Here is a 12,324-nt window from a genome sequence, read left to right on the forward strand (position 1 = left end):
AATGCTCAAGGATAATGGGAACCTCTTTCATGCTTTACTGATAAAAAGAAAAAATGGGAGGTCAAATTGACTAACCTTGGATTTTTCAAGTAATATCAATGTTATGTAGAAACGTACAACTAGGACATTTGGAGGTGGACAATAGATGAGTAGGATTTCCCGACAAGAAGTTGAGCACGTGGCTAAACTGGCTCGACTACGTTTAACAGAGGAAGAAGCAGAGCGCTACACGCGTGAATTAGATGCGATTTTAGACTTTGCTGCACAATTAAACGAATTGGATACGACCAATGTGAAGCCGACTAGTCATGCATTTGACGTTCGTAACGTTATGCGCCCTGACGTAAACCGTCCTTCCGTATCCAATGCAGAAGCACTGCGCAATGCACCAGATCAAGAAGACGGACAGTTCAAGGTACCGGCTGTTTTTGAATAGGAGAGAAAGGGGGAGACATTGTGTCCCTATTTGATAAACGCTTAGCTGATATACATAGCGAGCTAAAAAAGAAAGAGCTATCTGTTACAGATTTAGCTAATGAATCGCTTGCACGTATCCGTGAAGTGGACAAGGATGTACAAGCGACTTTGCTCGTTGACGAGGAAGCTGCTCTTAGCCAAGCAAGAGCGTTGGATGAAAAGCTAGCTAAAGGAACGGAGGATCTCGGCCTCTTGTTCGGTCTACCGGCTGGTGTGAAGGATAATATCGTAACAAAAGGCTTACAAACAACATGCGCAAGCAAGCTGTTGTCTAACTATGATCCCATCTATGATGGAACTGTTAGTCAAAAGCTAAAGGAAGCTGACGCACTCGTATTTGCTAAACTAAACATGGATGAATTCGCGATGGGTGGTTCCAATGAAAACTCTGGCTTTTACCCAACTCGCAATCCGTGGAATGTAGAATATGTACCAGGCGGTTCTAGCGGTGGGTCTGCTGCTGCGATGGCTGCTCGCCAATTTTTCTTTACACTTGGATCGGATACAGGTGGCTCTATTCGTCAACCGGCTGCTTTCTGCGGAGTAGTTGGTCTGAAGCCAACTTATGGACGTGTATCCCGTTATGGCTTGGTATCATATGCATCGTCACTAGATCAGATCGGACCGTTGACGAAGAACGTAGAGGATTCAGCGTTTGTGTTACAGGCCATTGCAGGACATGATTCATACGACTCCACATCGGCTGATGTTGAAGTTCCTGATTATCTATCTGCGCTGACAGGTGATGTCAAAGGCTTGCGCATTGCGGTACCAAAAGAGTTGCTTGGAGAAGGAATTGATCCACAGGTTCGCGACGCGGTATTAGCAGCCTTGAAGCAATTGGAAAGCATGGGTGCTGTTTGGAGCGAGGTATCAATGCCGCACACCAAATATGCTGTACCAGCTTATTACCTATTAGCTTCCTCAGAGGCTTCTTCCAACTTAGCGCGCTTTGATGGTGTTCGTTATGGTGTACGCGCTGATAACGCAGAAAATCTATTGGATTTATATATGGAATCTCGCAGCCAAGGCTTTGGTGCAGAGGTCAAACGCCGCATTATGCTAGGGACATATGCCTTGTCTTCTGGTTACTATGATGCTTTTTATAAAAAGGCACAACAAGTGCGCACTTTGATTATCCAAGACTTTGAAGAAATCTTTGCGAACTTTGATATTGTGTTACATCCGACTACTCCTTGCCCAGCTTTTAAACTTGGCGAGAAAATGAGCGATCCAGTGCAAATGTTCCTAGAGGATATTTGTACGGTAACGGTTAACTTAGCTGGTCTTCCGGCTATTTCAGTTCCATGCGGATTCTCTGATAACGGGCTGCCAATTGGTTTGCAAATGATTGGGAAAGCCTTCGACGAATCCACGATTCTACGTGCGGCACATGCGTACGAGCAATCAACTAATCTGTTCCCAAGCAAGCCACAATTGGGAAGGGAGGAAGTGTAACATGAGCCAAAAATTCGAAACGGTCATTGGTTTGGAGGTTCACGCTGAACTATCGACTAATAGTAAAATCTTCTGCGGTTGCAAAACGGAATTTGGTGCGCCGCCTAATACGCACACATGCCCTATTTGTTTAGGACATCCAGGTGTATTGCCTGTATTGAATCAACAAGCATTAGAGTTTGCGATCAAGGCTTCCTTAGCAATTAACTGCGAAATTTCTCGTGATACAAAATTCGATCGTAAAAATTATTTTTATCCTGATCTTCCTAAAGCATATCAAATCTCGCAGTTTGACCAACCAGTGGGTAAGAACGGTTGGATTGATATTGAAGTGAATGGCAAAACCAAGCGCATTCGCATCAATCGTCTTCATTTAGAAGAAGATGCTGGTAAATTGACACACTGCGAATACGGAAGCGGTACGATGATGGACTACAACCGTGTAGGTGTGCCGTTAGTAGAGATTGTTACAGAGCCAGACATTAGTTCACCAGAAGAAGCAAAAGCTTATTTGGAGAAATTAAAAGCAATCATTCAATATACGGAAGTATCTGATGTAAAAATGGAGCAGGGCTCCCTTCGTTGTGATGCCAACGTATCAATTCGTCCTGTAGGAGAGACCAAATTAGGTACAAAAACGGAATTGAAGAATATGAACTCCTTCCGTAATGTACAGGCTGCTTTGGAATATGAAGTGGAACGTCAGGAAGAAGTAATCGAAAGCGGCGGAGAAATTAAGCAGGTAACGCTACGCTGGGATGATGCGAATAAGAAAACCATCGTCATGCGTTCTAAAGAAGAAGCGCATGATTACCGTTATTTCCCGGACCCTGATCTGGTGAATGCTACGATTACTGACGAATGGATTGACCGCATAAAAGCCTCTATCCCTGAATTGCCAGATGCTCGTCGGGTACGCTATGTTGAGCAATATGGACTACCTGCATCTGACGCTGAAGTTATCACGATGACACGTGATTCAGCCGACTTCTTTGATGCCGCAGTAGCAACAGGTGCTGATCCAAAGACGGTTGCTAACTTTTTAATGGTAGATCTGTTTGGATATTTGAATGCAAACAATCTAGACTTCTCAGACGTGAAAATGACGCCTGAGGGTTTAGGAGAAATGGTGAAGCTGATCGAAAAAGGAACCATTTCCATTAAAATTGCCAAGACAGTCTTTACAGAAATGCTGGAAACAGGCAAGGCCCCAGCAACGATTGTGGAAGAAAAAGGATTGGTGCAAATTAGCGATGAGGGCGAATTAAAACGCATTGTCGATGAAATCATTGCAGCTAATCAGCAATCGGTAGAAGACTACAACGCGGGTAAGAAGCAGGCAATTGGCTTCTTAGTAGGGCAAGTTATGAAACAGACCAAAGGAAAAGCTAATCCAGGTGTGGTCAATAAATTATTGGTAGAATCACTAGAAGCATTGTAAACAACAAAAGCTCCTCTTTGCATCTGAAATTGGCAGGAGGAGCTTTTTTATTTGATTGTTCTATGCTTTACTTATATCTTATCTTACCCCTTCAACTTTCCTAGCTCCATCTTAAATGCTCGACGCATGATAAATCCAAGTAACAGGCTTGTAAGAAGTATTCCCGAAGCTACTATATATGCCATAGCCGCACCATAGACCGCTACCACATTGGTTAGGATAAGTACGGATAAGCCGTAGCCTACGTATTCCACTGTGCTTTTGGCCGATAGAACGTTAGGCAAATAAAGAGAGTCTACGTTTCTTTGAAAGTAGGTTTGCTTGCTAACATATTGAATTTGTGTGGCAGGTCCCGAAAGAAATGATAGGAATAAGGCAACCCAGGCGCTATGAGTAATTCCTAAGCCTAAAGTTACGAGGGCAGAAAATAGCCCAGCTCCTAACAAAAACGAAAGAAAATAACGAGATACATGAGTCGCAATAACGACTAGTAGCAGGCCTCCTGCAATCATTCCAACAAAGTAACTGGCATTGAGGTATCCCCACCATTCCTGACCTTTTCCTAGAACATCAGACACATAAAACAGCATGATAGCAGCTACATAGATGGCCCCTGCCAAGGATTCAAGAACATCCATACAAGTAAGTGTGAAGAGCGCGCGGGAACGCAGAATATAGTTCCAGCCGCGAAGTAGCGCTTCTTTGTTGGAGGAGCTATCCGTACGCGTTGTTGCTTGAAAGATTGGATCATGTAAATAAGCCATACAGACTGTTGAAAGAATGAATAATCCAAGGCTAACAGCAAAAAGGTATGTGATTCCTAAAAAAGCTACGAGCATGCCGCCTAAAGCCCAGCCCACAAATTGGATGACTTGATCGGTGGTCGCAAACAAACTATTTAATCGCATCAGATGAACAGGCTGTGCGATCCGTGGCAACAGGGCATTTCGTGCAGGAGTAGCCCAACCGTCCAAAAAGGAAATGAAAGACGCAAGCCCTAAACTGAAAAGCAAGGGTAAGGCCGACCATTGTGTTACAAAAACAAGCAGACCCAACAAGATTGTTTTGGCAAATTGAGATAAAAACAGCAGGGTAGATAGGGAAAAGCGGCGTTGCATAAGGGGCGCGAGAAAGCCGCTTACGGTTTGCGCTAGAATAATAGTAAGCGGTACGAAGCCGGTATAGACAGCGGAATGTGTCTTTTCAAAAACGAGGGTAAGTAGAGAAATAATGTAAAAAACGTCTCCTGCGTTGGCAAGCATTTGGCCAACCCAAAGAAAGCGTACTTGTTTGGTAAGCATGTCAAAAAAACCTCTTTTCATGAGAAAGATAGACAGAGCTATTCTGCCTTCAACAAACCATGTTTCCATTTGTTTTTTCTTTTTCTTGAAAAGGGCTTTACAATGGAATCGACTCCGTATCATGAATTTTCAAGCATTTCATACAGCGTAGCAATAAAAAGCAAGCATGTCAAAGAATAAAATAGATAGTTTGTAACGAACGACTAAGAGCTTCGTCCTATTTTATGGCTAATTTTGTATGAGCAATAAATTCCAGCATTTCTCAACAAAATTTAGTAGAGTGCAAGAAAATAATGTTACTTTTTGGCCTACTAAAGCGTCTTTTCAAAGAGAAACTTTTTCCTGTACATACGTAGGCAAAACAACAATCTTTCTGTATGGAGGATGATGTTTTTTTGAATAAAGGAAAAATTATCTAAAATTTTAGGAAGAGGGAAGCTATGAGGTGAAGAGAAAGTGAGTAATAGTATTGGTGAATTAACCGTACGAGATGTCAATCATTTTTATAGGGCAGGTAAGCTTCAGGTTCCCGTTTTGCATGATATCAACCTGCATATTGGAAAAAGCGAATTTATTTCGTTATGCGGAACATCAGGTTCTGGGAAATCAACGCTGTTGAACCTGATGGCGGGGTTAACACGTCCCGAGCAAGGAACCATTCATGTAAATGGGGAAGAAATCTCTAAGTTTAACGAGAATCAGCTATGTTTGTTTAGACGGCGTTGCTTAGGATTTGTCTTTCAATCGTTTAATCTCTTGCCTAACTTGACAGCAGTTGAAAATGTGGAACTGCCGCTTGTCTTTTCTGGAGTCAGTCCGCGTATGCGACGAAAAAAAGCGCTAGAGATTTTAAACCGAGTAGGACTGGAAAATCGAGAGCACCACAAGCCAAATGAACTAAGTGGTGGTCAGCAGCAGCGTGTCAGTATTGCGAGGGCGCTGGTCAATGAACCAGGAATTGTACTTGCGGATGAGCCAACCGGGAATCTGGATACAGCAACAGAGGAAGAGATTTTACAGCTCATGCGTCAAATGAATCGGGAAAGTGGTACAACCTTTGTGATTGTCACACATGATCAGGAGGTTGCAAGTCAATCTGATCGCACCATTTTTCTGCGGGATGGCTACATTCAGCAATAAAGGAAAGTGGCTATACTCAGGCCTACAGCGATGACTAGCCTGAGCTTTCATGTAGTAAGACAAGAATTTATATGCTCTTATCCGTTAAAAAGGCAAGGGGAAAAATGAGGTGTAATTTGTGAAACTGCTTGATTCGCTACGTATCGTCTGGCGCAATCTTTGGCGTATGAAGCTACGGACGGTACTGACATCGGTTGGGGTTATGATTGGTACCGCTGCTATTGTGACCATGCTATCGCTTAGTATTGGTTTAAAAGAGAATGCGGTTAAAAGCTTAGAGAACTTCGGTAACTTAACTGAACTTGAAGTGTATCCAGCTTATTTGATGCCAGATGGAACCACTGAGAGAACGCCAGATCAAATGAAACGCTTAGATAGTAAAAGTATACCGGAAATAAAGGCTATTCCTGGAATTGAGGCGGTTATGCCACATAAAACTTTTAGGGGAGATGCCATTTTAAAGCTAGGTCGTAGAGAGGCAAGATATATGGAAATTGTTGGGGTCGATCCACAACAAGAAGGACCTGTGAGAACCAAGGAGTTGGAAAAGGGTGAGTATCTCACTGGGGCAAACAATGAAATTGTCATTTCCTACGAAGTACCCAGACAAATGAGAGATGTGGAGAAGGATCGTCGAGAAGCTCGAAAACGCAATGCTAACCAGAGCGGAAATAAACCCAGATTCGATATGGAGGACTCTAAGGAACCGGGAATCATAGAAATGGTTGGAAAAACGGCGATATTAGAGCTGAGACGTGAATACACCATTGATAACGAAACGAAGTATGAAAAGAAGGAAATACGTGTTCGTGTCGTCGGTCAGATGCAAAAGGATGAAAAGGGCTATCGTGGTGCCACTATCTATGTTCCGATGAAGATGGCTAATGAACTAAATACCTGGTTGGAACAAAAGAGGGAACAAAGCGATTATGAAATGGAAATGGGGATAAACAAACCGAACCGTTCTAAGAATCGCAATCAGAAGCCAGCTGTGGAATATGATTCCATCAATGTAAAGGTAGGATCAAGAGAAGCAGTAGAGCAGGTCGTTAAGGATTTACAGCAAATCGGCTATGACAACTATTCGCCAGCACGTCGTCTTGCAGAACTAAATAAGTTTTTCTTTGTTATTCAATTAGTGCTTGGTGGTATAGCAGCTATCTCTTTATTAGTTGCCACGATTGGTATCGTAAACACCATGATCATGTCCATTCTGGAGCGAACCAAGGAAATAGGGATTATGAAGGTTATTGGTGCTACCGTGTATAATATTCGTTGGCTCTTTTTGATTGAATCGGGTTCAATCGGTTTAATAGGTGGGCTGACTGGCTTGGGTCTTGCTTATGGAGCTGTAGCGGTGATTAATTATCTGGGTAAAAACAGCGAGTTTTTAGATAACTTTGGCATGGGCATGGGAGGAGGAATGGGAGCAGAAGAAGAGGTAGCAGCACAAATTGCATTGGTACCACCTTCTCTTGCTATATTCGCCATCATTTTCTCAGTTGTAATCGGGTTATTAGCGGGGATTCTTCCTGCCATCCGTGCATCCCGTCTAAGTCCATTGGAGGCTATTCGCTCTCAGTAACGTTACAGTGATTTTTGCTTAGGTGACTGCTTTGGCAAAGAAAGGTTTTTTAAATATAAACGGAAGAAATGTGGGGAATTAACGCATGGCTATGAAGAAAAAAGTGATTATTTCAGCCATCACCGTGCTCGTACTAGCGGGTGGCGGTTATGGAGGGTATAAATATTTTGCTCCAGCTACAGATGCATCACAGGAGGTTGTTGAACCACCTGCGCTTCAGACTGTAGGGGTAGATATGGGTGAAGTTAAGAAAACGGTGTATTCGACAGGTACAGTTGAGGCTACAGCTCGTCAGGAAGTGAAGCCGGATGTCAGCGGTAAAGTAGAGAGTCTAGTGGTTAAGGAAGGCCAGCATGTTAAAAAGGGCGATTTGTTATTTACCATGGAGGCTACAGATACTGGCTTCGAAATTGAGAAACAAAAATTATCGATGTCTCGTATGGAGAAAGAGATAAAGGATTTGAAAGCTAGAAAAGATAGAATTGAAGCGAATGCCGGTGGGGTTGTCAAAGAGATATTGGTTAAACGTGGGGACAGCGTATCACCTGAGACAGTCATTGCAAAGGTAAATGACCCCAGTTATTTAAAAATTACAGGCTACTTCTCCCCTTACGAAGCTGAATTGTTACGGGAAGGGCAAAAGGTAAAGGTATTTTTACCAAGCTCAATGACGTATGTAGATGGTGAAATTGACCGTATTGATATGGAAGGTACCAAGCAAGACGGAAAGATGGCACAGCATGCTGTAGACGTTTTGGTCAAAAATTCTGGAGCCTTGTATGTAAATGACCTTGGTTCTGTTGAGTATACAGATGCGAAAGGCTTGAAATACGCAAGCCAGGGAAATACTCCTTTTACCAAAGCGGTTGATATCGAAATTTTAGCAGGCACTACAGGTAAAGTTGGCGAGGTTTTGTTTAAAAAAGGAGACACCATTAAGAAGAATCAGCTCCTAGCAAAAATGGATAGAGAAGCAGATAAATCAGAGATCGAAGAGAAGGAATTAAATTGGAAGGAAGCCCAGCTTGGGATGGACCAAAAGATGCGTGACCTATCCAAGCGAAGAGTAGTTGCTCCCATTAGCGGAGAGATCACGAAATTGAATGTGAAGGTGGGAGAAGCGCTTGGCAGTGATCCTGCGGCAATCATCATGGATACCTCCTCTGTCACCTTTAAAGCAGCCGTGGATGAACTAGATTTCCCACAAGTGAAAGTCGGACAAAATGTGGATGTATTTATCACAGCCTTTGGAACAAAAGCATTTAAGGGTACGGTAACAGAACTGCCGAAAGAGGGAAGCAAGCAGGATAAATCGGTGCGTTTCGAAGTGAAAATCGCCGTTGAGGATAGCAGTCAACTGAAGCATGGCATGAGCGGTGATTGTGATATCTATATTCATAAGAAAGACAATGCCCTGCGTTTGCCGGTTAATGCTGTAGAAGTAATGGAGGAAGGCAAAGCTACGGTTATGGTTAAGGACCCAAGTGGAAACCCGATGCCAAAAGACGTGGGAATAGGCATTGAGGGGGCCGAATACGTGGAGATTGTGAGTGGTTTGAAAGAGGGAGATGAAGTAGTTCTTACAAATGGAGAGGGTATGTAGAGAAGTAGCCCTCCATTTAGAATGATTCTATAGAATGCCAAACTAGCCTGCAAAGTCCGTTTTTTCCTGACTTGGAAAGAAAAAAACGGTACTTTGCAGGATTTTTTTACCTATAAAACCTAGAGATTATAGTTGATATTAGGTAAAATGGATGACGTATTAGAAAAATGGACAAGTCATTTAACAGAAGGTACAAGAATGCTTAGGGGAGGCAGATATGGAACAACAGGCAATCATTGCACTTGTAATCTTCTTGGTTACGTATGCCATTATCATTTCAGAGAAAATTCACCGCACCATTATTGCGATGGTGGGAGCGGTATGTATGGTTATGCTAGGAATTGTTAGCCAAGAAACCGCATTACACCATATTGATTTTAATACGCTTGGGTTATTGATCGGAATGATGATTATTGTTGCGATTACTGCCAAGACAGGATTGTTTAAAGCTATTGCGATCTGGGCAGCTAAAAAGGCAAAGGGTAACCCGCTGTATATTTTAATTGCGTTATCGCTTATTACAGCTGTAGGTTCTGCCTTTTTAGATAACGTAACTACCGTCTTATTGATGGTACCTGTTACGTTTAGCATTACACGAAAATTAGAGGTATCTGCGTTTCCGTATCTGATGTCAGAAATTCTGATGTCAAATATCGGAGGGACAGCAACAATGATCGGTGATCCACCTAACATCATGATTGGAAGTGCTGTCAAGGAGCTTTCCTTCGTGGCCTTTATCAATAATTTGACCCTTATCTCTATGTTTATCGCTGTGGTTACGATTGTAGTGCTTGCTTTTATGTTCCGTAAGCAACTGCATACAAAAGAAGAGCTGCGCCAAAAGCTTATGAAGCTGGATGCCGCTGCTGAAATTACAGACCGGACGTTATTAGTAAAATCATTGATCATTTTAACACTGACGATCATTGGCTTTTTTGTACATCAAGTACTTCATCTTGAATCAGCAACAGTAGCTTTAGTCGGTGCCTTTTTATTGTTATTAATTACGGGCGAGCATTATTTAGAGGAAGCCTTGACTAAGGTCGAGTGGACAACCATCTTCTTTTTCGTAGGGTTATTTGTACTTGTTTCAGGACTTGTCGAGACAGGAATTATTGCATCTCTTGCACAGGAAGCGGTTAATTTAACAAAAGGAAACGTTACCGCAACAGCTTTGCTAATTCTGTGGCTGAGTGCCATTGCATCTGCTTTCGTGGATAATATTCCGTTTGTTGCAACTATGATCCCAATGATTCAGGAGATGGGGCGAATGGGTATAGATAACCTGGAGCCCCTATGGTGGAGTCTGGCGCTAGGAGCATGCTTGGGTGGCAATGGTTCTCTAGTTGGAGCGAGTGCTAACCTGATCGTTGCCGGCATTGCGGCTAAGGAAGGCGAAAAGATAACTTTCCTTGGCTTCCTGAAAATTGGTTTTCCACTTATGATTCTATCCATTGTGATTTCAACGCTGTATATTTACTTCCGCTATTTAATCTAGTATTTGTGATTGGAAGTTGTTATATGAATGTATGGAAACAAATGCCTGCTTCGTCATAGAACGAGGTAGGCATTTCTGTTGTTTCAACGAAATGGATGAGGAAAGGAATTTCCGCTGTAAGTTTCTGAACTTTTTTCTTTACAATAAAAGTAGATTTTGCTAGTATGGAACTCTTGACTGATTTTTCAGAATAAGGATGTAGGTAGATAAAGGAGGGAGGCTATGGTTTATTATGTATTGGCTATTAAAACCTACAAAGCAAGCATTCAGTATCGCATGGCGCATTTTATTAACACGTTAGGAAGCTGTATTTTCAGCTTTGTCATGATGGCGATTTGGACAGGTGTCATGAATGGAAAAGAAGCACTCAGTCCTCTTGCTTTACATGATGTTCTCTTTTATTTGGTTCTCACCCAATGTATGCTATGGATCACTACTTTTCTTACTCCAGGACTTTCTATACCTGAATGGGTTCGTACGGGACAAATCTCCCTACATATCATGAAACCCATTCATTTTTATTTTTATACAGTGAGTCAGGAAATAGGCCGGGTTATTTATAATTTTTTCCACCGATTTCTTCCGATTTATTTGATTCTTTCCTGTGTTGTTGGCTTTTATGTGCCTACGAATTTCATAACCTTAGTATGGTTTTTCCTATCGGTTTGCTGTGCGGTGTGGATTGGTCTTAATTTATATTTTATGGTAGGTATTTTCGCTTTTTGGAGTACCGAAGTAAAATGGGCTCACTATTTAAATCAGTCCTTCATGCTATTACTAGGTGGTCAAATGTTACCCTTGGAATTTTTCCCTCGTTCTTTTGAGATGATCCTATCTTACTTGCCCTATGCAGGTATCCTCTATTATCCAAGCATGATTCTACTAGAAAAACAGGCTCCACAAGCTATCTTTATCCAGGTAGGCTGGGTTATTTTGCTGACCGTATGTAATATGATCTTGGCTAGATTCGCACAAAAACGCTTGGAAGTCCAAGGTGGTTAGGAGGGGAGAGCGAGCGATGCTGAGAATTTACGGACGTTTACTGCGGGCAAGTATCCGCTCACGGATGCAATATAAATGGAATTTCATTATTTCGAATGTGATGATAGGGCTCTTGCTTGTAGTCGATTTTCTGGGAATCACCGTGTTATTATGGAAGTTTACTGACATTCAAGGGTGGACTCTCTATGAATTAGGGTTAATTTTTGGTTTTGCTAGTATTTCAGAAGCGTTGTTTCGAATGTTTGCTTCCGAAATTCATGAGTTTGAAAAATACATTTTACAGGGAGAATTCGACCAGGTATTAATTCGTCCCATCTCTCCATTGGTGTTGCTTTTAAGTCGCAATATTGATATTGGAAGACTAGGACAATTAGGACAGGGTATGCTTGTTTGTGGCTACTCTTTTTTTCAACTGATGAGGCATGGACAGGATATTACAGGTATCCTGATGTGGATGCCTATTATCATTATAGGAGGAGCGCTTATCTGTTTTTCTTTGTCGCTGATCGTAGCTACATTCAGCTTTTGGATGGGGAGAATCAGTGATTTACAGGTTTTCTTATTTTATGCTCCCATGAATGCTTCTAAATATCCGATCAGCTTGTATACCGGATGGTTAAAAACATTGTTCTTTACATTGATGCCGATTGCGTTTGTTAACTATACTGCTCTTTCTTATTTACTAGACAAGGGAGGAAGCTGGATACTACTACTGGTTAGCCCGCTTGTTGCCCTTGCTTTCCTTGGAGCGGCTATTTCCTTTTGGAATTTTGGTATCCGGCATTATCACAGTACAGGCAATTAATAGAGGAAGGAGTG

The 12,324-nt window shown here is 42.1% G+C and carries 10 protein-coding genes; 9 read left to right on the top strand and 1 reads right to left on the bottom strand.

Features of this window, described 5'->3' with window-relative positions; translation table 11 throughout:
- The first annotated feature begins 145 nt into the window (after positions 1-145).
- The 3 genes from gatC to gatB are packed head-to-tail and all read left to right on the top strand — an operon-like array spanning position 146 to position 3,376.
- Positions 146-436: an Asp-tRNA(Asn)/Glu-tRNA(Gln) amidotransferase subunit GatC gene (gatC, locus tag BRLA_RS02595; RefSeq protein ID WP_003335653.1), complete on the top strand. Its 291-nt coding sequence runs from the start codon at positions 146-148 to the stop codon at positions 434-436.
- A 20-nt stretch (positions 437-456) separates the two neighbouring features.
- Positions 457-1,935 carry an Asp-tRNA(Asn)/Glu-tRNA(Gln) amidotransferase subunit GatA gene (gene gatA / locus BRLA_RS02600; protein WP_003335652.1) on the top strand — a complete coding sequence of 493 codons (1,479 nt, stop codon included), beginning with the start codon at positions 457-459 and terminating at the stop codon, positions 1,933-1,935.
- Between the two features lies 1 nt (position 1,936).
- Positions 1,937-3,376 carry an Asp-tRNA(Asn)/Glu-tRNA(Gln) amidotransferase subunit GatB gene (gatB, locus tag BRLA_RS02605; protein ID WP_003335651.1) on the top strand — a complete coding sequence of 480 codons (1,440 nt, stop codon included), beginning with the start codon at positions 1,937-1,939 and terminating at the stop codon, positions 3,374-3,376.
- An 83-nt stretch (positions 3,377-3,459) separates the two neighbouring features.
- Here the strand turns inward: gatB and BRLA_RS02610 are convergent, their stop codons facing one another.
- Entirely contained in the window at positions 3,460-4,677 is a 1,218-nt protein-coding gene (locus BRLA_RS02610; RefSeq protein ID WP_003335650.1) for an MFS transporter, read from the bottom strand.
- A 456-nt stretch (positions 4,678-5,133) separates the two neighbouring features.
- Here BRLA_RS02610 and BRLA_RS02620 point away from each other — a divergent pair, with 456 nt between their 5' ends.
- From BRLA_RS02620 to BRLA_RS02645, 6 genes are all read left to right on the top strand, one after another.
- Positions 5,134-5,817 (top strand): ABC transporter ATP-binding protein, encoded by a 684-nt coding sequence (locus BRLA_RS02620; RefSeq protein ID WP_003335648.1) that lies wholly within the window; start codon positions 5,134-5,136, stop codon positions 5,815-5,817.
- A 118-nt stretch (positions 5,818-5,935) separates the two neighbouring features.
- The gene (locus BRLA_RS02625; protein ID WP_003335647.1) at positions 5,936-7,402 is read left to right on the top strand and encodes an ABC transporter permease; all 1,467 of its coding nucleotides are present in this window, start codon (positions 5,936-5,938) and stop codon (positions 7,400-7,402) included.
- An 85-nt stretch (positions 7,403-7,487) separates the two neighbouring features.
- Positions 7,488-9,005, top strand: a complete 1,518-nt coding sequence (locus tag BRLA_RS02630) for a permuted SH3 domain-containing protein (RefSeq protein ID WP_003335646.1) — start codon at positions 7,488-7,490, stop codon at positions 9,003-9,005.
- Positions 9,006-9,222: 217 nt separating this feature from the next.
- Positions 9,223-10,503 (top strand): ArsB/NhaD family transporter, encoded by a 1,281-nt coding sequence (locus BRLA_RS02635; RefSeq protein ID WP_003335645.1) that lies wholly within the window; start codon positions 9,223-9,225, stop codon positions 10,501-10,503.
- Between the two features lie 222 nt (positions 10,504-10,725).
- Positions 10,726-11,505, top strand: coding sequence for an ABC transporter permease (locus BRLA_RS02640; protein WP_003335644.1), 780 nt, complete (start codon positions 10,726-10,728; stop codon positions 11,503-11,505).
- Positions 11,506-11,521: 16 nt separating this feature from the next.
- Entirely contained in the window at positions 11,522-12,310 is a 789-nt protein-coding gene (locus BRLA_RS02645; RefSeq protein ID WP_003335643.1) for an ABC transporter permease, read from the top strand.
- The last annotated feature ends 14 nt before the right edge of the window (positions 12,311-12,324 follow it).

Source organism: Brevibacillus laterosporus LMG 15441 (assembly GCF_000219535.2).
Classification (GTDB): Bacteria; Bacillota; Bacilli; order Brevibacillales; family Brevibacillaceae; genus Brevibacillus_B; species Brevibacillus_B halotolerans.